Origin of the sequence: Brevundimonas sp. TWP3-1-2b1 (assembly GCF_049896165.1) — a bacterium.
GTDB lineage: Bacteria > Pseudomonadota > Alphaproteobacteria > Caulobacterales > Caulobacteraceae > Brevundimonas > Brevundimonas subvibrioides_B.
Genome location: NZ_JAFCTT010000013.1, coordinates 88235 through 109518 on the forward strand (window position 1 = coordinate 88235; position 21284 = coordinate 109518).

At 66.2% G+C, this 21284-nt stretch carries 22 protein-coding genes and 1 pseudogene; 10 read left to right on the forward strand and 13 right to left on the reverse strand.

Annotated elements, in window-relative coordinates:
• Positions 1-46: 46 nt before the first annotated feature.
• Positions 47-1846: a long-chain-acyl-CoA synthetase gene (locus ACP7AB_RS13265; protein WP_425991709.1), complete on the reverse strand. Its 1800-nt coding sequence runs from the start codon at positions 1844-1846 to the stop codon at positions 47-49.
• 358 nt (positions 1847-2204) lie between these two features.
• Here ACP7AB_RS13265 and ACP7AB_RS13270 point away from each other — a divergent pair, with 358 nt between their 5' ends.
• On the forward strand, positions 2205-2747 hold the full coding sequence (locus ACP7AB_RS13270) for a hypothetical protein (RefSeq protein ID WP_426046154.1): 543 nt from the start codon (positions 2205-2207) through the stop codon (positions 2745-2747).
• 66 nt (positions 2748-2813) lie between these two features.
• Here the strand turns inward: ACP7AB_RS13270 and ACP7AB_RS13275 are convergent, their stop codons facing one another.
• The 4 genes from ACP7AB_RS13275 to ACP7AB_RS13290 all read right to left on the reverse strand — a co-directional run bounded on the left by ACP7AB_RS13275 (position 2814) and on the right by ACP7AB_RS13290 (position 7438).
• Positions 2814-4133 (reverse strand): PQQ-dependent sugar dehydrogenase, encoded by a 1320-nt coding sequence (locus tag ACP7AB_RS13275; RefSeq protein WP_425991705.1) that lies wholly within the window; start codon positions 4131-4133, stop codon positions 2814-2816.
• 10 nt (positions 4134-4143) lie between these two features.
• A complete protein-coding gene (locus tag ACP7AB_RS13280) occupies positions 4144-4683 on the reverse strand; it encodes a lipocalin family protein (RefSeq protein ID WP_425991703.1) in 540 nt (179 codons plus the stop codon).
• Positions 4684-4749: 66 nt separating this feature from the next.
• Positions 4750-5667, reverse strand: coding sequence for a DUF1206 domain-containing protein (locus ACP7AB_RS13285; RefSeq protein ID WP_425991701.1), 918 nt, complete (start codon positions 5665-5667; stop codon positions 4750-4752).
• 145 nt (positions 5668-5812) lie between these two features.
• Positions 5813-7438: an NAD(P)/FAD-dependent oxidoreductase gene (locus ACP7AB_RS13290; RefSeq protein WP_425991699.1), complete on the reverse strand. Its 1626-nt coding sequence runs from the start codon at positions 7436-7438 to the stop codon at positions 5813-5815.
• A 336-nt stretch (positions 7439-7774) separates the two neighbouring features.
• On the opposite strand from ACP7AB_RS13290, the gene ACP7AB_RS13295 reads away from it, so the two are divergent.
• The 7 genes from ACP7AB_RS13295 to ACP7AB_RS13325 all read left to right on the forward strand — a co-directional run bounded on the left by ACP7AB_RS13295 (position 7775) and on the right by ACP7AB_RS13325 (position 14110).
• On the forward strand, positions 7775-8254 hold the full coding sequence (locus tag ACP7AB_RS13295) for a hypothetical protein (RefSeq protein ID WP_425991697.1): 480 nt from the start codon (positions 7775-7777) through the stop codon (positions 8252-8254).
• Between the two features lie 309 nt (positions 8255-8563).
• Positions 8564-9280, forward strand: a complete 717-nt coding sequence (locus tag ACP7AB_RS13300; protein ID WP_425991695.1) for a hypothetical protein — start codon at positions 8564-8566, stop codon at positions 9278-9280.
• Positions 9281-10159: 879 nt separating this feature from the next.
• On the forward strand, positions 10160-10657 hold the full coding sequence (locus ACP7AB_RS13305) for a hypothetical protein (RefSeq protein ID WP_425991693.1): 498 nt from the start codon (positions 10160-10162) through the stop codon (positions 10655-10657).
• A 430-nt stretch (positions 10658-11087) separates the two neighbouring features.
• Complete coding sequence (locus tag ACP7AB_RS13310; protein WP_425991691.1) at positions 11088-12041, forward strand: ABC transporter ATP-binding protein; 954 nt, start codon at positions 11088-11090, stop codon at positions 12039-12041.
• Positions 12038-12805 carry an ABC transporter permease gene (locus tag ACP7AB_RS13315; RefSeq protein ID WP_425991689.1) on the forward strand — a complete coding sequence of 256 codons (768 nt, stop codon included), beginning with the start codon at positions 12038-12040 and terminating at the stop codon, positions 12803-12805. The genes ACP7AB_RS13310 and ACP7AB_RS13315 overlap by 4 nt, the downstream gene beginning before the upstream one ends.
• 12 nt (positions 12806-12817) lie before the next feature.
• Positions 12818-13099, forward strand: a complete 282-nt coding sequence (locus ACP7AB_RS13320; RefSeq protein ID WP_425991687.1) for a DUF427 domain-containing protein — start codon at positions 12818-12820, stop codon at positions 13097-13099.
• A 63-nt stretch (positions 13100-13162) separates the two neighbouring features.
• Complete coding sequence (locus tag ACP7AB_RS13325; RefSeq protein ID WP_425991685.1) at positions 13163-14110, forward strand: hypothetical protein; 948 nt, start codon at positions 13163-13165, stop codon at positions 14108-14110.
• 18 nt (positions 14111-14128) lie between these two features.
• Here the strand turns inward: ACP7AB_RS13325 and ACP7AB_RS13330 are convergent, their stop codons facing one another.
• On the reverse strand, positions 14129-14530 hold the full coding sequence (locus ACP7AB_RS13330) for a hypothetical protein (protein ID WP_425991683.1): 402 nt from the start codon (positions 14528-14530) through the stop codon (positions 14129-14131).
• Positions 14531-14578: 48 nt separating this feature from the next.
• Positions 14579-15094, reverse strand: a complete 516-nt coding sequence (locus ACP7AB_RS13335) for a hypothetical protein (RefSeq protein ID WP_425991681.1) — start codon at positions 15092-15094, stop codon at positions 14579-14581.
• 65 nt (positions 15095-15159) lie between these two features.
• Here ACP7AB_RS13335 and ACP7AB_RS13340 point away from each other — a divergent pair, with 65 nt between their 5' ends.
• Both ACP7AB_RS13340 and ACP7AB_RS13345 read left to right on the forward strand, forming a co-directional pair.
• Positions 15160-15774 carry a hypothetical protein gene (locus ACP7AB_RS13340; protein WP_425991680.1) on the forward strand — a complete coding sequence of 205 codons (615 nt, stop codon included), beginning with the start codon at positions 15160-15162 and terminating at the stop codon, positions 15772-15774.
• A gap of 64 nt (positions 15775-15838) precedes the next feature.
• On the forward strand, positions 15839-16510 hold the full coding sequence (locus ACP7AB_RS13345; RefSeq protein ID WP_425991679.1) for a DsbA family oxidoreductase: 672 nt from the start codon (positions 15839-15841) through the stop codon (positions 16508-16510).
• Positions 16511-16566: 56 nt separating this feature from the next.
• Here ACP7AB_RS13345 and ACP7AB_RS13350 read toward each other — a convergent pair whose 3' ends face one another.
• From ACP7AB_RS13350 to ACP7AB_RS13375, 6 genes and pseudogenes are all read right to left on the reverse strand, one after another.
• Positions 16567-16926: an endonuclease domain-containing protein gene (locus tag ACP7AB_RS13350; RefSeq protein ID WP_425991678.1), complete on the reverse strand. Its 360-nt coding sequence runs from the start codon at positions 16924-16926 to the stop codon at positions 16567-16569.
• 88 nt (positions 16927-17014) lie between these two features.
• Positions 17015-17560, reverse strand: coding sequence for a hypothetical protein (locus ACP7AB_RS13355; RefSeq protein ID WP_425991677.1), 546 nt, complete (start codon positions 17558-17560; stop codon positions 17015-17017).
• A 613-nt stretch (positions 17561-18173) separates the two neighbouring features.
• The gene (locus ACP7AB_RS13360; RefSeq protein WP_425991867.1) at positions 18174-18437 is read right to left on the reverse strand and encodes a hypothetical protein; all 264 of its coding nucleotides are present in this window, start codon (positions 18435-18437) and stop codon (positions 18174-18176) included.
• Positions 18411-18893, reverse strand: a pseudogene (locus ACP7AB_RS13365) (DpnI domain-containing protein); the annotation flags it as partial. The gene ACP7AB_RS13360 and the pseudogene ACP7AB_RS13365, both read right to left, overlap by 27 nt.
• 203 nt (positions 18894-19096) lie before the next feature.
• The gene (locus ACP7AB_RS13370; RefSeq protein ID WP_426046157.1) at positions 19097-19378 is read right to left on the reverse strand and encodes a hypothetical protein; all 282 of its coding nucleotides are present in this window, start codon (positions 19376-19378) and stop codon (positions 19097-19099) included.
• Positions 19379-19532: 154 nt separating this feature from the next.
• The coding region (locus tag ACP7AB_RS13375) for a hypothetical protein (RefSeq protein WP_426046155.1) at positions 19533-21284 on the reverse strand (1752 nt) is incomplete at its 5' end.

Consider the following 21284-nt stretch of genomic DNA (forward strand, 5'->3'; position numbering starts at 1 on the left):
GCAGAGACGCCGACCTTCGCCATTAATGATTAACGGCCGCTTTAGGTCAGAGCCGGTTTTGGCCGCTCTGGATGGCGGCGAAACCTTCGGCGGTCAGCTTGGTGTAGCCGGACTTGCCGCCCCGGACGTAGATCTGGCCGTCGATCTTCGCCGGATCGAAGCCGTCGGCCACCAGATCGACCTTGCGGTATTTGAAAGTCCCGGTCGTCTCCAGCGTCTTGGCCAGGCGCACGAACACGGGCCGCGCATAGGGCGGCAGCTGTTCGTCGGCCCAGACGGCGAAATCCTTGGCGGAGAACCGGCCCTCGACCACCAGGGTGACCATGCCGGCCTTGCCGTCGGCCCCCGGCACCGGGACGCCATAGGCGCTGACCTCGTTAATGCCGGGCGCGTCGGCCAGCCGCTGTTCGACCTCTGCAGTCGAGACGTTCTCGCCCTTCCAGCGGAAGGTGTCGCCGATACGGTCGACGAAGTAGAAATAGCCCTCCGAATCCTGACGCATCAGGTCACCGGTGCGGAACCAGCGATCCCCGCGCTGGAACACGTCGGTCAGGATCTTCTTCTCCGAGGCGGCCTTGTCGGCATAGCCGGAGAAGTCATGGCGGATGTTGTCGCCGATCATGCCGATCGCCTCGCCGATCTCGCCGGCCGAGGCCTCACGCACCAGGCCGCTGGCCAGGCGCACGGGCTCTTCGGTATCGACGTCGAAGGCGACCAGGCGGATGTTGATCTGCTTCTTGAGGAATTTCGGGACCCGCCCGATGGCGCCCTGCTTGCCGTCGAAATTGAACAGCGAGACATTGCCTTCGGTGGAGCCATAGAACTCCAGGATCTCCGGAATGGCGAAGCGGGACTGGAAGTCCGGCCAGACGTCGGGGCGCAGGCCGTTGCCGAAGGCCAGGCGGATCTTGTGGCCGCGTTCGCCCTCCTGCGGCGGGCCGTTCACCAGGTAGCGGCACAGTTCGCCGATATAGACGAACATCGTCGCGCCGGAGGTGTTCACGTCCCGCCAGAAGCTGGAGGTCGAGAATTTGCGCCGCAGGATCAGCCGCCCGCCGTTCAGCAGGGCGGGGCCGACACCGACCAGGCCGCCGGTCGAGTGATAGAGCGGCAGGACATTGAAGATCCGGTCCGTCGGCGTCGACTGGGTGCAGCCGGCGAAGGCGCGCATATAGGTCCGTGCCCGGGCATGGTGGATGCGTGCCGCCTTCGGCATCCCGGTCGTGCCAGAGGTGTAGATGTAGAGCGCGGTGTCGCGGTTGGTGAGGCCGTCGCGGATGCTGCGGTTCGGTCGCACCGACGATCCGCTGCGCACGGCGTTGTCCAGTCCGCGCCGCTCGGAGATCTCGTCGGCGTCCCGCAGGCCCAGGACCCACAGCATCATGGTGCGGCTGATGAAGGGCCGGGCCTCTTCGCACTTCCGCCAGGTCTCCTCGTCGGCCACGACCACGGCGACGCCGGCGATGTTGAGGCAGTGGGCCAGGGCCTGGCCGGTCAGGTTGGTGTTGATCAGGGCGGTGGCGATGCCGGCCTTCGAGAACCCCATCCAGGCGGCGATGTATTCCGCGCGGTTGGTCATCACCAGAGCGATGACGTCTGTGCGCCGCAGGTTCCGGCTGCGCGCCCAGTGGGCGTAGCGGTTCGCCATGCCGTCGAGGTCGCGATATGTCAGCGACCGATGCTCGTCCTCGACGGCGATATTGTCGGAGAATTTATCGACCGCTTCCTCGAAGTCGTCGCAGACCAGAACGTCGCTATCCAGGGCGATCGGCTTGATGCGCTTGAGCAGCCGACGCAGACCGGCCGCGAACTTGAGATCGCGTCGGATGTTGGCCGCCAAACCCATGGTCGCAGTCGCTCCGTATGCAGGCGTAAGTCAAACCGGTGATGAACAACCGGCGGGACGGGGTCAACCGGCAGGGGAATCCGTAAGGCCGGTCGGCGACGTTTCCGCCCGGGCGTGGCGCCGTTGCGTCGGCGCCGCCGGGTAAACCCGAGTCAGGGGCTCCTTTGGATCGAGTCTCCCGCAAGGCTCCCCTCAATATTACCCGTTCCTGAACGAGAATAAGGTCAAGGTTTGGTCGTGATTGCCGCAGAACGCGACCGGTTTGTGTCGATCACGGTATTTCTTGAAGGCGCGGGGGTTATTTCGGAACCTCGATCGCCGACGGTTGTTTTTCCGGCGTAACCTTGGAGGAACACAGATGACTGTGACCTATACGGACCACGCCATTCGGAACACTTCGGTCGAGGCCGATAATTTTGTGCCCCGCTACGCCCGCGCCAGGCGCGCGAAGAAGGGTGTGCGGACGTGGATGATCCTCGCGCCGATCGGCGCCCTGGTCCTGATCGGCGGCGGCGCGGCCATGATGATAGGCGGCGGAACCGAGACCCAGCCGCTCGTCGAGCCCCAACCCGGCGCGCCGATCATTCGGCCGCTCGAGGCCGCGCCTGCCCCGCTGGAAAGCTCGGTCGCACCGGCCGCCCTGACGACCCCCGCCGCCGCTCCGGTTCCGGTCGTTCGTGAAGCCGCGCCGACCCCGCCTCCCGCGGTTCAGCGTCGTGTCGGCGCCGTCGAAAGTCGCGCGGCAGCAACCCCCGCCGTGGCGCCGCGCACGGAAGCCGTGACCGAACCGACCGGCCCGCTTCCTTACAGCGGTTCGCCTTCGACCGGCGTGACCCCGACCGCGCCGGCGCCGGCCGTGACGCCGTCGGCCCCGGCCATCCAGACGACCCCGCTGAACTGATCGGCGGCCAGGACAAGAAAGCCCCCGGTTCGCGCCGGGGGCTTTTTGCTGTCCGCGTTCCCGCGCTCAGGTCGCCGGAACGACCCGCCAGATGACATTGCCCACGTCGTCGGCGACGAGCAGGGCGCCCAGTCGATCAACCTGCACCCCGACCGGCCGGCCCATCGCCTCGCCCTCGGCGTTGAGGAAGCCGGTCAGGAAGTCCTGCGGCGCGCCCGATGGCTTTCCACTGGCGAAGGGCACGAAGATCACCTTGTAGCCGGCCTTCGGCTCCCGGTTCCACGATCCGTGCTGACCCACGAAGGCGCCGTGGCTGTAGGCGGCCGGGAAGGCGGTCCCTTCGTAGAAGGTCAGACCGAGCGATGCTGTGTGGGCGCCCAGCGCATAGTCGGGCGCGATGGCGGAGGCGACCCTGGCCGCATCCTGGGGCTGGACCCGGGCATCGACCGTCTGGCCGTAATAGCTCCAGGGCCAGCCGTAGAAGCCGCCGTCCCGCACCGAGGTCATATAGTCGGGGACCAGGTCGTTGCCGAGCTCGTCCCGCTCATTGACCGCGACCCAAAGGGCGCGACTGTCCGGCTGCCAGGCGAGGCCGACGGGATTGCGCAGGCCCGAAGCGAAGACCCGCTGGGCGCCCGTGGCGATGTCGATCTCGTGGATGGCGGCGCGGCCTTCCTCCTCGTCCATCCCGTTCTCGCCGATGTTCGAGTTCGACCCGACGCCGACATAGAGCTTCGTCCCGTCCGCCGAGGCGACCAGGCTCTTGGTCCAGTGGTGGTTCCGGCCTGCGGGCAGGTCGGCGATCTTTGTCGCCGGCGCCGTGATCTGCGTCTGACCCGTCTGATAGCGGAAGGCGACGACGGCGTCGGCGTTGGCGACGAACAGCCGGTCCCCGACCAGGGCCATGCCGAACGGTGAGGTCAGGTTCTCAACGAAGGTCGACTTCGTCTCCGCCATCCCGTCGCCGTCCGCGTCGCGCAGCAGGATGATGCGGTTTGGGCTCGGCGGAGCGGCGCCCGCGCGCTTCATCACCAGACCCATGACCCAGCCGCGAAGGCCGCCCGACTTCCCCTCGGGCCTGGGCGGGGCATTGGTCTCGGCGACCAGGATGTCGCCGTTGGGCAGGCGATAGAGCCAGCGCGGGTGATCCAGACCGCTCGCGAAGGCCTGGACCCGGAACCCCTGTGGCGCGGTCGGCATGACGCCGTCCGGCCACCCGACCGCCGGAGCGATATTCACCGTCGGCGCCAACAGGTTCCTGTGCGGCTCGACCAGGGTCGGCCGGGCGCCAAAGGTCGAGCCCTCGGGTGCGATGGGTCCGCTTCCGCAGGCCGCGAGCGTCAGGGCGGAGGCGCAGACGGCGAGCAGGAGAGGGCGGTGCGTCATCGAGTGCTTCCTAGAAGGCGGGGAATTCGAGGCGGCTGACATCGTAGCCCAGCGACCGGGCGCGCTCTACGAGGGCGGCGCGTTCGGCGGCGTCGGGAACCTCGCGCGTATAGATCCACAGTTTCTCGAACTTCGGATCGGCCGAGATGAACCAGCTGTAGTCCTCGGCGTGGTCCAGCACCCAGTATTCCCAGGTGATCAGACCGCCCAGATAGCGGGCGCGGAGCTTGGCGTTGAAGCCGGGGTCGAGGATCGTGCCCGAGGCGCCGATGGCCTTCTCGCGACCGTCCGGCGTGTCCTGCTGGCACGTGTCGCGCACGCCGATCCGGGTCGGCGACTGGATGACATAGTTGGTCGCCCCGGCCACGCAGCCGTCGGTCAGGCTCATCGGCAGGCGCGCGATCTCCAGCCAGCGGCCGGAGTAGAACCGCTCCAGATCCACCGCTCGCGCCGGCTGGGGCGCGCGGACCTGATCGGCGGGTATGGAGGTGGCGCAGGCGCTGACGCCGACGACCGCGATGGCGGCCATGACCAGGGTTCGGATCGACATCTGCAGTCCTCGCGCGAGATTGAAAAGCGTAGATACGAGGCCAGTTCCGTCGGCGGACGCGCCGGACTATCCGGCGGCCAGATCTTTCGGCACGCGGATGCGCCGGAAGCGGGCCTCGACGAAGGCATAGGCGCCGAACGCGATCAGGCCGATCGCTGTCAGTCCCAGCATCAGGTCGCCGCCCGGCTGACGCTCCAGCGCTTCCAGCGCGGTGCCGAAGGTTTCCACCTTGGACGACTGGGCCCGCCATCCCGCCAGCGTCACGAACAGGGCCAGCGGCAGATAGGCCAGCCCCCGCGCGACATAGCCGATCCGCGCCAGCGGCAGCACCCAGCGACACACCGTCTTCGAACAGACCAGGGTCGCGCCGAAATCGTTGACGACGCCCATGACGACATTACCGATGCCGACACCGGCGATGATCAGGCCGATAGTCATCAGGGCCGCACCGCCGAACGGCAGGTCCAGCAGGATGGAGGCCTTCTCCTGGTTCTCCGCCAACTGTTCGGCGCCCATCGACGGTCCCACCTCATCCAGCAGCTGGAACACGCCGGAGGCCAGCACGGCGTAGGCGAGGCCGCTGAACCCCTGCGTCGTGCGCACCGCCCAGCCCTGAAGCTTCGAGCCCTCGTGATCGACGTCGAATACGGCCTGCAACACGCGCCAGCCGACGAAGGCCCAGAGGCCGGCGCCGATCAGGATCAGCCACAGCCGACCGAACGGCTGCTGCGCCAGGACATAGAGGACGCCGTGCGGATCGACGGCCTGTCCCCTCATGCCGATGGCCGTGGCGAGCATCAGGAGGCCGACCGAGACATAGACGAAGCCGTTGGCCGCGAAGCCGAACCGCGACGACGCCTCCAGCGCGTCATGCAGCCGCGGAAACCGGTCGTGCCAGGTCCGCCGGCGTCGCACGCGGTCGATCAGACGACCGGCCTCCTTGCGGAGGCGGCCGATGCCGAGGTCGGGGAGGGAAGCGGCCATGTCGTCTCGAACAAGCGGTGCCGTTCAACGCCGGAGGCGCCTGATGGCTCCAGGGCGCAACATCGAAAGCGCCGCCGGGACACTGCCTGCGAAGGGCATGTGGAAATGACGCCGGGCTCAGCCTGGCCCATCCGCCTATGTCTACCTACGCGACGGTCTCCCCGACCATCGACCGCGCCACCGCCTCCGCCACCTTGATCCCGTCGACGGCGGCCGAGAGGATGCCGCCCGCATAGCCGGCGCCTTCGCCGGCCGGGAACAGGCCGCGCACGTTCAGGCTCTGGAAGTCGGCGCCGCGGGTCATGCGGATCGGCGACGAGCTGCGGGTCTCGACACCCGTCAACACCGCCTGGGCGTCATCGTAGCGGGCGATCTTGCGGCCGAACACGGGCAGGGCCTCGCGCATGGCGGCGATCACATAGTCGGGCATCAGCGGCGCCAGGTCGGTCGGCCGCACGCCCGGCTTGTAGCTGGGAACCACCTCCCCCAGGTCGGTCGAGGCGCGGCCCGCCAGGAAGTCGCCGACCAGCTGGCCGGGCGCGAAATAGTCGCCGCCGCCGGCCACGTAGGCGAGGCTCTCCAGTTCCCTTTGCAGCTCGATGCCCGCCAGCGGGTGGTCGCTGCCGTAATCCTGCGGCGAGATGCCGACCACGAAGCCGGAGTTGGCGTTCCGCTCGTTGCGCGAATACTGGCTCATGCCGTTGGTGACCACGCGGCCCGGCTCGCTGGTCGCGGCCACCACCGTGCCGCCCGGGCACATGCAGAAGCTGTAGACGGTGCGCCCGTTGCTGCAGTGATGCGACAGCGTATAGGCCGCCGCCCCCAGATCGGGGTGTCCGGCGCAGGGGCCGAACATCGCCCGGTCGATCCACGATTGCGGATGCTCGATGCGGAAGCCGATCGAGAACGGCTTGGCCTCGATGTGGACGCCGCGCTCATAAAGCGTCTGGAAGGTGTCTCGCGACGAGTGGCCGATGGCGAAGACCACGTGGTCGGCCTCCAGGGTCTCGCCGGTGTGCAGGCGCACGCCCCGGATGGCGCCCCTATCGAGATCGATGTCCGTGACCCGGTGCTCGAACCGGTATTCCCCGCCCAGGGCCTCGATCTTCTCGCGCATGGCCTCGACCATGGTCACCAGGCGGAAGGTGCCGATGTGGGGGTGGGCGTCAGTCAGGATCTCCTCCGGCGCCCCGGCCGCGACGAACTCATGCAGCACCTTGCGGGCCAGGAAGCGCGGATCCTTGATCTGGCTGTAGAGCTTGCCGTCGGAGAAGGTGCCCGCGCCGCCCTCGCCATACTGGACGTTGGATTCCGGATGCAGCTTGCCCTTGCGCCACAGTTCCCAGGTGTCCTTGGTCCGCTCCCGCACCACCTTGCCGCGGTCGAGGATGATCGGCCTGAAGCCCATCTCGGCCAGGATCAGCCCGACGAACAGACCGCACGGCCCGGCCCCGATCACGACCGGCCGCAGACGCTGGGCCTTTCCTCCGTCCCGGGGCGCGACGGCGACATGCCGATAGGCGACGTCCGGGGTGGGCTGCACATGCGGGTCGCCGACGAAGCGCGCCAGTACTGCCGCCTCGTCCCTCACCTCGACGTCGAGGATGAAGACCTTCAGGATCGCCGACTTCTTGCGCGCGTCATGCGCCCGCTTCCACACCGACCAGGAGATCAGGTCGTGCGCCGGAACGGCCAGACGCGCCGCGATCGCGGCGGGCAGGGCCTCCGACGTGTGGTCGAGGGGCAGCTTGAGTTCGGACAGGCGCAACATCGGCGGCCTTGTAGCGGCTCGCGACGCCGAGCGCATGAGGAAGATGGGCGTCGCCTTATCGGCGAAAGCTCAAAGACCGCTCTCGACCCTTAGGAGCCGTCGGCAATGTCTGCTTTCGAGCACCCGCCAACGGCCTTGAGGACAGACGCGATCAGGCGATGGCCTGCCTGTTGCCTCTGAGGAAAGAGGCACGCTTTGGGGTTTGATGCCGAACCGCGTTCAAGCGACCTTTGCTTTACGGGGCGCGACGTCATGCTGGCCTTCGTCAGACAAAATGCTTTGCGGCCCGGCACCGTAGGGCGTTCATGGACCTCCGATCCGCGAGGGAAGAAAGCCATGAACCGCGTCCTGACGACCATGACAGCCGCCGCGACCCTGTTCGCCGCCGCCCCCGCCTGGGCCTGTATGCCCATGATGCCGCATGGTGCCTCCGAGATCGAGCGGGCCAGGGCGGTCTTCGTGGCGCGTGTCACCGAAACGGAGCGGCTGCCGTCAGCGCCTTGCGAGCGCGACCTGCGTCGCGCCGGTATCCAGGACGGCATGCCGGGCAGCCGGAGCTGCGAGGCGTTCGGCAAGGCGACCCTGGAATCGATCTCGGTCGCCAAGGGCGAGGAACTCGTCGAGACTCCGGTCGTGGTCGACTGGAATACCCAGCCGCTTTGCGACGTGGGCTGGACCCCGGTCGTCGGCGATGTCGTGGTCGTCCTGATCGGCGACGTCGTCACCCAGCGCCCTACCGCGCAGGTTCGCGCCATCCTGCAATCCACGCCCGAATTCCAGGCCCTGATCGCTCAAGCGACTGCGGCCCAACACTGACCTCACACGTCCAGGGTCGCCTGACCCGGACCCTGAGAACCAGGGTCCTGATCCTCGGTGCCGGCCCCGGCGGCCAGGTCGCCGCCATCCGCTCCCGCGCGGCTCGCTGCAAGGCCTGAAAGATCCGGAACCCTGACTGTCCGGCCCCCCAACCCCGGCGCCGCCGGCGCGCTGTGCCGGGACTGACGGGCCCCTGTGACCCGCGAAACGCGCCGCTAAGGGGGCCAGACTCCACGGCGAAACAGACCCCCTGTGGCCATCTTCTGCGCTTGCGCCGTGTATCGTTAGTCAACTTTGCAGGAGCCCGGGATGCGGAACATAGGTCTGGTCAGCGCTGCCGTGATCGCGATGTCGATGGCGGCGATGGCAGGGGCAGTGGCGGCTTCCGCCCCACAAGAAAATATTTATAGGCTTTCAGAAGAAGACCGCATGCGGATTTTCGTGTCCCAAGCTGAGGGACAAATCCTTGCGGCTGTGGCCTTAGCCGAGCGAGATGGCCTGAGCGGAGAGGCCGCGCAACAGCGCATCAGGGATTATCTGCAAAACACTATCCAAACAGGGCCTGCTTTGAGGGGCGTCGAGCGCGCAAGTGCACCTGAGTTAGAAACTTGGCGAGGGGAAATGTATATGGCCCTTGCGTTGGCGCGTCGGTCACTCATCACGAGCACACGAATAAGGCACGACAGTGACGGCTCCCTTGGCGTTTCTGCCGCGCTGGCGCGGGAGCGCGAATCGCGTGCGGAACAGGATCGTGCCGATTCTGCCGCGGCGGCGCGGCTGGGCGAGCAGCTGGCCGAATCGCGTGCGGAACGGGACCGTGCCGCTTCTGCCGCGGCGGCGCGGCCGGCCGAATCGCGTGCGGAACGGAACATGGAAGGTCGCAACGTGCCCGGTAACGCAGCCGCGGGCCAACCCGCGACAAACGCGGGCACGACCGGGATCCGGCGGAGCCGGGCGACCTATGACTCTGATCTCGACGACGAGTATGACCCTGATCTCGACGACGAGGCGGGCGAGCCGGACTGAGGCGGCACCCACTCAAGCGACCCTGCCCCGATTGAAATCAGGCAACGGCGACCGCCCAGGCAGTCGCCCCCCTGGCGCTGCTCCTCTCCGTCCGGGAAAAAGGGCGGGGGTGGGGCCGGGCTGGGGCGACGGCTTCGGGCGGCCTGGCGTCAGGCGCTGGACGTCGGCCGAACCGATGTCTGATGTCCACCCTTAAGCGACGGTCGGGAGGTCCGCTGTCGGGCCTGACGGTCAATGTCTGGTTTTCGGCCTGACGCCGATGTCGTGGTCCGACCCATGCGGTCATTCGGCAGGCCCGACCGACAGCGGGCTGACAGGTCCCGTCAGGCCGATCAACTTGACGCGCACTTTGCGGGCAACCAGTGTGACCTGACCAAGCGACGCCTCGACGGGTCAGACCTCTATGGCGCTTTCAGGAAAGAGCGGACTTATGGCTACGCGGTTGCAGAAATCCTCCATTGTTGCGTTGAGCCTCACGGTCGCTGTCACGGCGATGGCGCTCGGCGGGTCGGCCTACGCCCAGGACGCCGGCGGCGATGTAAACGTCAGTTCACCATCCACGGGCGGCTCGCTCCGCAACGCGCCTGCAAGTGACTTTACGGACCAAACCGCGTCCGACAATGCTTCGGCAGAACCCGCGACGGACGCCGCGCCAGCCCCGTCAGCGCCGTCTGCCGACGACCCGCAGGCTGAGGCTGACGAGGGTGAGACTGGTATCCGGCGGAGCCAGGTAACCTACGACAGTGATCCGGCCGAGCCGGAGTAAGGCGTCAGGAACGATCGCGAGGTCGTGCGGGCAACGTCACCGGGACACGTCGGGCCAACCTGACCAATCACTGCTTTTCAGCTCGGCGATCCGCCGCCACGGGGGACTATAGAATGAAGAAAACCAGACTGTTTGCGGCGGCCTCGGTGTTCGCCATCCTGTTCGGCACCAGCGCGGTCGCCCAGGACATGGCCTTCTCTCTGACCAACAACAGTGACGCCACCCTGGTCGAGCTGATGGTCGGTGAATCGTCGAACGAGAACTGGGATGAAGACATTCTGGACGGCGAGTCGATTGGCCCGGGCGAGACCGCCGACATCTCGGTCGAGGACGACCTGGAAGACTGCGAATACGACGTGCAGGCCGTGTATGACGACGGCGACACCGAAGAGGTGTTCAACGTCGATCTCTGCCGACTGAGCAACCTCACCGTCGAGGACGATGACTTTGACGAGGAAGAGGAAGACGACGAGGAATACGAAGACGAAGACGAAGACGACGAGGAATACGAGGACGACGAGGAATACGAGGACGACGAAGACTACGAGGACGACGAAGAATACGAGGACGACGAGGACGACGAGGAATACGAGGACGACGAGGACGAGTGATCGCGCCTTCGTAAGCCAGATAGCGGCGGCTCCTGCGGGAGCCGCCGTTTTCGTTTCCGCGCCACCGGTCTCTGTAGTTGCATCCCTCGTGGGGCCGTGGGTTTCAACCAGAGAGACGGCACGATCAGGCCCGAAAAGGATACACCGAGTCCGCCCGCATGGACCTGTCCGCCGCCGACCGGGCCGAGGTGGTGCGACGGCTGGGGGCGGTCATTCGAGGGTCTTGAGACCGGCTGCAGTAATGTCTGCTGTCCACGGTGGGCTCAACCGGTGACCGCAACACGCTAACTTTTCTTCGGACATTGATCATGTCCGCATACGGCTTCGAAATGTCAGCAGTTGGCGACTTCCTCGCTCCGGCGCCTTGAGCCGTGACCGAACGACGCCATATTGCGGACACGGCACCTCGGCCGCTGGGGAGACGCGCCGAATGCCGCCGGTCATCGACATCAAGGGCCTGAGCAAGACCTACGCCTCCGGGCTGCAGGCGCTGAAGCCCATCGACCTCCAGATCGGCAAGGGCGAGATCTTCGCCCTGCTGGGCCCGAACGGCGCCGGCAAGACGACGATGATCTCCATCATCTGCGGCATCGTCACGGCCTCGACGGGCACGGTCACGGCCGACGGTCACGACATCAAAAAGGACTACCGCCAGGCGCGGATGAAGATCGGCCTGGTGCCCCAGGAGCTGACCACCGACGCCTTCGAGACGGTGCTGGCCACTGTGACCCTGAGCCGGGGTCTATTCGGCAAGGCCCCGAATCCCGCCCATATCGAACAGGTCCTCAAGGACCTGAGCCTGTGGGACAAGAAGGACTCCAAGATCATGACCCTGTCCGGCGGCATGAAGCGCCGCGTCATGATCGCCAAGGCGCTCAGCCACGAGCCCGACATCCTGTTCCTGGACGAACCCACGGCCGGCGTGGACGTCGAGCTGCGCCGCGACATGTGGAACCTGGTGCGTCGTCTGCGCGAGAGCGGCGTCACCATCATCCTGACCACCCACTATATCGAGGAGGCTGAGGAGATGGCCGACCGGGTCGGCGTCATCCTCAAGGGCGAACTGATCCTGGTGCAGGACAAGACCGAGCTGATGAAGATGCTGGGCAAGAAGACCCTAACCCTGAACCTGCAGGACCCGCTGGAGGTCCTGCCGCCCGAACTGGCGGAGTGGGATCTGACGCTGCGCGACGAGGGCAATGAGCTGGAGTTCGTGTTCGATTCCAACGCCGAGAAGACCGGCGTGCCCTCCCTGCTGCGCCGCCTGTCGGACCTCGGCATCGCCTTCAAGGACCTGAACACCCGCCAGAGCTCGCTGGAGGACATCTTCGTCAGCCTGGTCCACCGCGACCCGGCCGCCGCCAGCACCGGAGCCGCCGCATGACCTTCAACGGATACGGCGTCTGGGCTATCTACAGGTTCGAGATGGCGCGGGCGATCCGCACCCTGTGGCAGTCGATCGTCACCCCGGTGATCACCACGGCCCTGTATTTCGTCGTCTTCGGCTCGGCCATCGGCAGCCGGATGACAGAGATCGACGGCGTGCCCTACGGCGCCTTCATCGTGCCCGGCCTGATCATGCTGAGCCTGTTCACCCAGTCGATCTTCAATGCCTCCTTCGGCATCTACTTCCCGAAATTCACCGGCACGATCTACGAACTGCTCAGCGCGCCTGTGTCGCCGTTCGAGATCGTCCTGGCCTATGTCGGGGCGGCGGCGACCAAGTCGGCGGTGCTGGGCCTGATCATCCTGGCGACCGCGTCGCTCTTCGTGCCGCTGCAGATCCTGCACCCGGTCTGGATGCTGGCCATCCTGATCCTGATCTCGACGACCTTCAGCCTGTTCGGATTCATCATCGGCATCTGGGCCCAGAGCTTCGAGCAGCTCAACTTCATCCCGATGCTGGTGGTGACGCCCCTGACCTTCCTGGGCGGCTCCTTCTATTCGATCCACATGCTGCCGGAGCCGTGGCGGACGATCACCCACTTCAACCCGGTGGTCTATCTGATCTCCGGCTTCCGCTGGAGCTTCTACGGGACCGGCGACGTGCCGATCGTGTGGTCCCTCCTGGCGACATGCGGATTCCTCGTGGCCTGCCTCGCGGTCGTCGGATGGATCTTCAAAACCGGCTATCGGCTCAAAACCTGACGGAGATGACAGATGACGACTGCGACCTGGAACGGGGTGGTGATCGCCCGCTCGGACGATACCGTGGTGGTCGAGGGCAACCACTATTTTCCGCGTGACGCCGTGGATCCGGCCGTGTTGAAGGCCTCGACGACCACCTCGATCTGCCCGTGGAAGGGGACGGCCTCCTATTCCTCGCTGGTCGTGGACGGGAAGGAGAACAAGGACGCTGTCTGGTATTATCCCGAGCCCAGGTCCGCCGCGGTCGAGATCGCCGGTCGAATGGCGTTCTGGAAGGGCGTCGAGGTTCGCTGACGGTACGGTCGGTTAAGGTCCTGACATTGGACGCCCCCGTCGTTCGCCGCTAAGACGCCTCCCATGTCGTCCGAGACCCCTCCAGGCCCCGCCGAAAACCGTCCGCCCGAGCCGTTCGTGCGCGGCCAGATCGTGTGGTCGCGCCCGCCCCGGCCCGTGTTCCGCGTCGGTCCCCTGCCGCGGGTGGCCCCGGCCCCGGCGGCTCGTCCCGTCCGACGGTCGGGCGCAGGCATACTGACCGGCTCGATGATCCCCCCGGCCCGGGCTGCGTCCCCCGCCGCCGGGGTCCTGCCGGAAGCACCGGTCGAGCCGGTCGTCGAGGCCGTGGCTCCCCAGCCAGAGCCGGTCGCGCCTGAGCCTGTCGTCGAAGCGGTCTCTCCCGAACCCGAGCCGGTCCAGGCCGCGCCCGAGCCCATGCCCGCGCCGCAGGAAATCGTCATCGAGCCGGAGGCGCCGGAGCCCGCCGTCACCGTGCCGCCGCCGCTCTCGACCGAGGCGAAGCCGGCCGCCAGGCCACGCGAACTGCCTTCGGTGGTCGTGACCCCGGCGATCTACGCCACCGTGGGCGCGGCCATGCAGAAAGTGGCCAGGGGCGACCGCTGGCCGATCGTCGCGGGCGTCGCAGCCCTCGTGGTCATCGGCGGCTTCATCTGGCTGGCCACCCTGCCTGCCCCGCAGCCCGTCGCTCCGGGCCCGACGCCTCTGGTCGCCGATGCCGCGCCTCCCGCAGGGACGACGGTGGTCGAGGCGCCTGCGCCCGAGATCGAGACTGCGGCGCCGGTCCGCGCGCCGTCCGCCCCTGCTCCGGCTGCCGCCGCGCCCGTGACGGCCCTGCCGCGCCGCCCGACCCAGGCTGCGCCCGTCGTGGTGGTGCCGCCCGCGCCGGTCGAGACCGCGCCCCGGCCCTATATCCAGACCGCGCCTCTGGTCGTGGAGCCGCCGACCCCGGCCGCGCCCGCGTCGGCGAATCCGGACGCACCGGTCTCGACCGCGCCCCAACCCTTGAATTAGGGCCGCTGAACCAAAGCCTCAGCGCTCCGCCGCGCGGTAGGGCAGGTAGCCCCGCTCGACCATGCGGCGCAGGCCTTCGTAGGCCTCCGACAGCTCCTCATAGGCGGCGCGCATACCCGACAGCTTCGCCGCCTCGGCCGGGCCGATGGCCTGGCCCGCCTCCGACAGCCTCAGCGCCTCGGCGATCCAGCGCGCCCGCGCCGTCGCGGCGGCCACCGCCAGCCGCTGGAAGGCGGCCGGCTCGGTATGGTTGGCGCCCAGCCCCAGGACCTGCGGGATCACCTCCCGGTTGGAGACGAAGGCGGCGTAGTCGATCTGTTCCAGATGCCCGCGCAGCCTGCGCTGCTCCTGCGGGTCGTTGTCGCTGGGCTCGAAATGATCCCGGCGGCTTCGATAGCTGGACGTCATCATGCTGGACATTCAGGCTTCCTCGGGCGGTCTCGCTGAGGGCAGCCTGCGCCCGACCGGTTAACGCCGCGTCAGCAAGCGTGGCCGGTCCGGCGCGGCCCAGCCGGGAGGCAGGGGCTCGGCCCACCCCTCGGGCGCGTCGTCCGAGGCCGGGAAATAGCCCGTCGCCGAGCGGTAGCCGAGGATGTACCAGATCTCGATCAGATAGCCGTGCAGCCGGGTCTGGTCCGCCGCCGGCCGTTTCGACGCCGCCCCGATGGCGATCCCCAGCCGCCCGGCCACGTCCGAGGCCTCCAGCGGCCCGTCCGCCTCGGCCAGGATGTCGTCGATCACGCCATCGACCCACCCCGACAGGGTGGCCCGGTTCTTCGGTCCCTTCGGCCCGGCATAGGTTCCGTCGGCGTGGAACTTGTCCTCGTCGCGCAGGGCCTGCAGCCGCGCCCGGACCTCGTCCCCCAGCATCGCCCGCTCCTCATAGAGGGGCTCCGCCTTCGGCTTCCACAATCGCCACACCACCCCGCCGGCGGCGGCGGCGAGCAGGACGAGGGTCGCCAGGATACGCGCATAGTGAGCCATCCCCCCATCATAGCCAGCGCGCCGCCCTGTGCTAGGCTGCTCCCGCATTGGCACCGGGGGGGACGATGACGCTGCCACAGGCCAATCTGTTCGACTATTTCTCGGCCTTCGTGTCGGTGGTCCTCGGCCTGGCCGTGGCCGACATCGCCCACAGCCTGCACAGACTGCTCGTCGCCCGGAAGCGGGTGAACTGGAGCCCGTTGCCGCTGCTCTCGGCCCTCGTCGTCTTCACCCTGATCATCGCCTATTTCCTGCGGCTCTGGGACAAGGGCCTCGGCATCACCGAGATCAGCTTCTATCGGGTGGCGGTCGAGGCCGCCTATGTCCTCCTCCTGTTCCTCGTGGCGGCGGCGACCCTGCCCGACGAGATCCCGCCCGAGGGGCTGGATCTGCAGGCCTGGTACATGGAGAACCGGGCCTATCTGTTCTGGCTGGCGGCCGTGGTCCAGGTCTGGAACCTCGTCGACTTCGTCCTCCATTTCCCCGAGCACGCGGCGAAGGGCGAGGCCATCCCCATGGGCGACTGGATGGCGGTGGGCCAGGCGATCGGCGCCATGATCCTGACCGTGGTCCTGGCGCACAGCTCGCGCCGGTGGCTGCATGGGATCGCCTTCGTCGGCATCCTGATCCTGGCCCATTTCGGCTTCCGGGACTTCGCCATCGGCTACGTCCCGGACTGAGCCCGAGGACTGGCGCTCCCCCTCGGCGCCCCCATATGCAACATGAACCGTTGCGGAGTCCGTCATGACCAAGCCCCTTCACATCGACTTCGTCTCCGACGTCGTCTGCCCCTGGTGCGTCGTCGGCCTCGGCGGGCTGGAGACGGCCCTCGACACGCTCAAGGCCGAGGGCATCACCGCCGAGATCGCCTTCCAGCCGTTCGAGCTGAACCCCGGCATGGCGCCCGAGGGCGAGAACGTCGCCGAACATATCGCCGCCAAATACGGCTCCACCCCCGAACAGTCGGCCGCCAACCGCGCCATGATCACCGCCCGCACGGCCGAGGCCTGGCCCGGATTCGAGATGAAGATGGGCGCCGACAGCCGCATCTGGAACACCTTCGACGCCCACCGCCTGCTGGCCTGGGCCGGCGAACAGGGGCCGGAGCGTCAGAAGGCGCTCAAGGCGGCCCTGTTCCGCACCCATTTCACCGACGGCAATAACCTGACCGACGCCGGCGTCCTGACCCGGGCCGCCGAGGCCGCCGGTCTCGACCGCGCCGGGGCGGCCGAGGTGCTCGCCTCCGGCCGCTACGCCGCCGAGGTCCGCGCCGAACAGGCCCTGTGGCGCAGCCGCGGCATCAACGCGGTCCCCGCCGTGGTGGTCGAGGGCAAATACCTGATCTCCGGCGGCCAGCCCGCCGCCGTGTTCGAGGAGGCCCTGCGCAAGATCGCGGCGGAACAGGCGGCGGCCTGACTTCCTTCTCCCCTTGCGGGAGAAGGTGCCCCGCAGGGGCGGATGAGGGGTAAGCTTCAGCCCTCGCCGTACCCCACCGCATGATCCCGAACCGCCTGAAACAGCAGCGCCGGATTCTGCAACACCGCCTCATTGGCAAACCGCATCACGGTCCAGCCGTTCGCGCTCAGCCACGCATCCCGCGCCGCATCGCTTTCGGCCCTCAGCACATGCACCCCGCCGTCCAGCTCAAGGATCAGCCGGATCGAGGGACAGGCGAAGTCTGCGATGTACGGCCCCAGCGGCATCTGCCGTCGGAACTTCAGCCCCTCCATCCGCCGATCCCTCAGGAACTTCCAGAAGACGGCTTCCGGGAGTGTCGGATCGCTGCGTCCGCGACGGGCGTTTGATCGGGTGCGATCGGACGGCTTCAACATGGTCCGAGCCTAACCGGCGAACGGCGGTGTTTCACCCCTCATCCGTCCGCTTCGCGGCCACCTTCTCCCGCAAGGGGAGAAGGGACTCCTACGGCCACCCCTCCGCCGCCCCCTCCGGCAGCCCCGCCTGCTCCCGCCACACCGCCCGGTTCAGCCGCACGATCGCCAGCGTCATCGCCTGCACCGACCCCATCCTCCCCTCGGTGTCCCAGACCGCCCCGGCCCAGTCCTGCTCCCGATTCCGTTCCCGGTCGTCCGCCGCGACCTCGGCCCCCAGATGTTCGGCCCGCCAGTGCAGGACGAAGGGCAGATGCCACAGCGGCACGTTCTCCGGCCGCTTCCCGACCATGGCCGCCGACAGCGCCCTGGCCAGGTCCCGTTCCTCGCCCAGCCGGCTTTCGAAGGCGTCGTATGTCCGCTGCGCGAACATCGACCAGCCCTCGGCCGGCTCGACCGGCCCGTACACAGGGTCCGGCCGCCTCCACCCCTCCGCCTCGCGCCGCTTCCACAGGGCCGGCACCCCGACGTCATAACGTTTCGCGACCGACCGCGCCGTCTCCCCGTCCTCCCACGCCTTGCGCGCCTCGGCCCAGACAGCCTCGGGACGGATCTTGCGGCGTGTCGGTTCGCTCATGGGGACGAGGCTAGCGCGCGGGTGCGCCGGAAGCGGACGTAGCCCCTGTCTCCTCCCTGTCGCGCAGCGAAGGGGAGGTGGCTCGGAGCGAAGCGGAGAGACGGAGGGGGTCTTCCCGCGCGCAGAACCCCTCCGTCTGCTCGCGAAGAGCTCGCATCCACCTCCCCATCGCGAAGCCGCGACGGGGAGGAGACGCCATCCTCACCCACGAAACTCCGATCCCCTCTCCCGACCGGAGAGGGGGACGAAGTGCCCGCCGGTACGTCCCCCGCCCGCCACCTTTCGTCATCCTCCGGCGAGCGCAGCGAGACCGGGGGACCCAGCGGCGCCGAAGCGAAGCGAAGGCGAAATGTCTCAGCGAAACCGTGTGCGACAGGGTCGCGCTCTCGCGCGCCTCCCCCGGTCCGATCTCCGATCGGCCGGAGGATGACGAAAGAAGAAAAACCCTCTCCCGTCGGGAGAGGGCTTGAGCGCACACGAGCGTCAGCGAGTGTTCTTCGCGCGAAAGGGTGAGGGGTTTGTCGCCAACCGGTGAGGGCACGCCCCTCACCCTTTCGGCTGCACGCATCGCTGCCCTCTGCGAGCCTCAAGCCCTCTCCCACCGGGAGAGGGATCAGGTCCGCCGGTACGTCCCCCGCCCGCCGAACTCCAGCCACCCCCTGTCCCGCAGCACCTGCAGCTGCTGCCTGATCTTCGGCCGCACATTGTGGTTGCCCGGATAGAGCGCCGCCAGCCGCGCCTCGAACCCATAGACCTCGGCCAGGGTGAACTCCGGCCTGCCAACATCCTCGACGCACTTCATCACATCGAGCAGCCAGCCCCGCGCGGTCGGCGCCGCCTCCCTCAGGAACAGCGTCGCCCGCCACTGGTCCAGCACGGCCTGTTTCGCCACATGCGCCCCGGCCCGGATCAACGGGATACGCCCGGCCAGCGGCACCTTCCCGATCAGGATGTTGCACCCCTGCCAGCCCGCACGACGCGCCGTCATCGACAGCGGCTTGCGTGGCTCGATGATCGCTTCGGTGAAGAAGTGGCTCGGCACAACGATCAGGTCGGTGACGCGGGTGCGGGCCTTGTCATAGCCCATGACCATCAGGCTGGGGTTGTTCGCCGCCGCCAGCCGCGCCTTCATCGCGCCCCAGGCACCGTTGACCAGCTTGTTGTCCGTGCCGCCCCTGGCGGCCTTGAGTTCGTCGTCCTCGGCGCAGACGCCGCAATGGACGTCGGCCACCGGCGCGTTGGCCGCGAAGGCGGTCAGGGGCGTCGCGCCGCAGCCGGGACAGAAGGCGTTGGCGGCGACCCGGCCCTCGCTCAGGACGCGGGCGTTCCGGGTCGGCCCCTTGAAGACCGCTGACCTTCTTCTCTTTCGTCATCCTCCGGCGAGCGCAGCGAGACCGGGGGACCTAGCGGCGCGCGAGAGCGCGAACCTGCCGCGCATCGAGTGGGTTGAACCATTTCGCCTTCGCTTCGCTACGGCGCCGCTGTGTCCCCCGGTCTGCGCCGCGAAGACGCGGCTTGCCGGAGGATGACGAAAGATCAGGTAGCCCGCCGGTACGTGCCCCGCCCGTTGAACGCCAGCCATCCCATATCCCGCAGCACCTGCAGCTGCTGCCTGATCTTCGGTCGGACATTGTTGTTGTCCGGATAGATCGCCGCCAGCCGCGCCTCGAACCCATAGACCTCGGCCAGGGTGAACTCCGGCCTCCCCCATTCGTCATCCTCCGGCGCAGCGAAGCGGAGACCGGGATACCCATCGTCATTCTCCGGCCGATCGAAGATCGGACCGGGGGAGGTGCCGCAGCGAAGCGAAGGCGAAATGTCTCAGCGAAGCCGTGTGCGACAGGTTCGCGCTAACGCGCGCCGCCTCGTTCCGAGTCTGCGAGGCTTCGCCTTTCCGCCCGGAATGACGAGAGAAGAGGGTGCCCCGTGCTCTCCCTGGATCAGCACGGCCTACAGCCGGCCGTCGGCAAGGCTACGGCGAATTTTCTAAAAATTCTTCCAGCGCTGCCTTGGTCTCACGAATTTTCTGATGGCGATTTCTGATTTTGGCTTTCGCTAGTAGCTCGATCATTTCGCTTGTCATTTTTCTGACTACCGCTCTTTGGCCTGGGTCCATCTCCGAGTGGCGCATCTTCAGAAAATCTGGATAGAGCTCCGCGACCCGATAGGGATGAGTAGCTGATCGGTCGCGAAGGATTTGGTTTCGAATCCGTTTGTGTGCTTCCAAGAACGCAAAGAACGCATCTGGAAAATCTTTCGGTGCTGACATCCTGCTTTCGAGCAAAAATCTCGCATAGTGATTATCAACTTGGAATGTATCGAAGTCACTATTTCGAGCGCGACCAAAAGCCGTGTCAAATATAACTTTCGCACCGAAATATTCCCGTTCGCTTGTAAGTATTATGGCATATTGAAGCCAGAATAGAGATTTATTCTGAAGTCCATCTATTGATTTTAGCTCATCAAATAATGCCTTCGCAGCGGGCAAGTAGTCCTTTTGGCTGAAGATTGACCCCATGATTGCGGGCCGATACGTGAACTTTATAAGTTCCGAGTATATATCCCGGCCGGTGGTGAGGTTTCCTGCCGCCTTCGCAATAGACACAAGGGCGCGAACCTTCTCGTCGCGGTCAAACATTTCTCTAGAAAGCAATTCTGCCAACACTGGTGACCGAACTGAAATGTATCCGCCCTCGGCCCCAATGAATTCCTTCACGGGTCCGGCTGCAGCAAGTTCTTGTCGGCTTGGGCTATAGCCAGCCAAGCTTTGTACGAATCGAGCATTAGGCTCGAATCCGCAAAGTTCAACAATAAGAACGTGAAGGAGCCAGTCCTTAACGCGGCCCGGCTGAATCGATCTGAAAACAGTATCGATCTTCTGTCTCATAAACGAGGAGTTAAACCTATCAAGTATGATGGACCTAAATTCACGCCGGCATTTGTTCGTAAGAATGCCGAGTTTTTCTCCAGAGGTTAGCCCTGCTTCGACGCCCCAAAGGCCGTTGGTATCAAACCACGTCACGATTTGCTGGCATTCTCGGTCGCTGAGTACATTTGCATCGTAGTCAACGTATCTATCACCGAATATCAGATTCAGTTCGTGGCCTTGCAAATCGAATACGCTAGTGCGGCAAGTTCCAATATAAGAGAAATGGCTAAACTGGTTTACCAGAAAAATGAGATCGCTACGATTGTTTGTCTTAAATACATCGTCAACAAATATGACTGTGCGGCCGGGCAAAGAGGTTAAGTACGGTATATCAATAGATATAATGTCTCTAACCGGTTTCAGAGTCAGAACTGTGAAGCCCCGCACATGGAGGGCGTACTTTAGCGACTCGGCTGCGATTGTTTTTCCATTGCCGAGGTCGCTATGTATAAGATATCGACCTGCAGAATGCGAGTCGTCGATATCGGCAACTAGAGAATCTGCGTCATCACGCCAAAGGCTATACGAAAACTGCTGATCTGGCCGCGTGCTGGGAAGCACTTCATGTTTTAGATCGCCGAGCAACACTAGGTCGAATACGTCTGAACCGCTTGCGGCTCGGCCCGACTGCGGCGGAGCGTATAGTTCGAAAGAGACTGGTGTCGACCTGGCTCTTAGAGTCTGACTCATAATGATTCTGATGGATATCAGGCTCTTGCCAGTCTGCGGGTGAGCAGGCGGATATGGGCGACGAAGACCCAGGCGGTGGCCGAGGCGATGGTGGCCTCGAAGTCC

Coding starts and splice junctions, on each gene's coding strand:
- ACP7AB_RS13280 (WP_425991703.1), bottom strand. CDS start 4,683: ATGTCGATCCGAACCCTGGTCATGGCCGCCATCGCGGTCGTCGGCGTC.
- ACP7AB_RS13270 (WP_426046154.1), top strand. CDS start 2,205: ATGACTGTGACCTATACGGACCACGCCATTCGGAACACTTCGGTCGAG.
- ACP7AB_RS13350 (WP_425991678.1), bottom strand. CDS start 16,926: ATGTTGAAGCCGTCCGATCGCACCCGATCAAACGCCCGTCGCGGACGC.
- ACP7AB_RS13335 (WP_425991681.1), bottom strand. CDS start 15,094: ATGGCTCACTATGCGCGTATCCTGGCGACCCTCGTCCTGCTCGCCGCC.
- ACP7AB_RS13295 (WP_425991697.1), top strand. CDS start 7,775: ATGAACCGCGTCCTGACGACCATGACAGCCGCCGCGACCCTGTTCGCC.
- ACP7AB_RS13310 (WP_425991691.1), top strand. CDS start 11,088: ATGCCGCCGGTCATCGACATCAAGGGCCTGAGCAAGACCTACGCCTCC.
- ACP7AB_RS13315 (WP_425991689.1), top strand. CDS start 12,038: ATGACCTTCAACGGATACGGCGTCTGGGCTATCTACAGGTTCGAGATG.
- ACP7AB_RS13275 (WP_425991705.1), bottom strand. CDS start 4,133: ATGACGCACCGCCCTCTCCTGCTCGCCGTCTGCGCCTCCGCCCTGACG.
- ACP7AB_RS13265 (WP_425991709.1), bottom strand. CDS start 1,846: ATGGGTTTGGCGGCCAACATCCGACGCGATCTCAAGTTCGCGGCCGGT.
- ACP7AB_RS13290 (WP_425991699.1), bottom strand. CDS start 7,438: ATGTTGCGCCTGTCCGAACTCAAGCTGCCCCTCGACCACACGTCGGAG.
- ACP7AB_RS13355 (WP_425991677.1), bottom strand. CDS start 17,560: ATGAGCGAACCGACACGCCGCAAGATCCGTCCCGAGGCTGTCTGGGCC.
- ACP7AB_RS13325 (WP_425991685.1), top strand. CDS start 13,163: ATGTCGTCCGAGACCCCTCCAGGCCCCGCCGAAAACCGTCCGCCCGAG.
- ACP7AB_RS13330 (WP_425991683.1), bottom strand. CDS start 14,530: ATGTCCAGCATGATGACGTCCAGCTATCGAAGCCGCCGGGATCATTTC.
- ACP7AB_RS13300 (WP_425991695.1), top strand. CDS start 8,564: ATGCGGAACATAGGTCTGGTCAGCGCTGCCGTGATCGCGATGTCGATG.
- ACP7AB_RS13345 (WP_425991679.1), top strand. CDS start 15,839: ATGACCAAGCCCCTTCACATCGACTTCGTCTCCGACGTCGTCTGCCCC.
- ACP7AB_RS13320 (WP_425991687.1), top strand. CDS start 12,818: ATGACGACTGCGACCTGGAACGGGGTGGTGATCGCCCGCTCGGACGAT.
- ACP7AB_RS13340 (WP_425991680.1), top strand. CDS start 15,160: ATGACGCTGCCACAGGCCAATCTGTTCGACTATTTCTCGGCCTTCGTG.
- ACP7AB_RS13305 (WP_425991693.1), top strand. CDS start 10,160: ATGAAGAAAACCAGACTGTTTGCGGCGGCCTCGGTGTTCGCCATCCTG.
- ACP7AB_RS13285 (WP_425991701.1), bottom strand. CDS start 5,667: ATGGCCGCTTCCCTCCCCGACCTCGGCATCGGCCGCCTCCGCAAGGAG.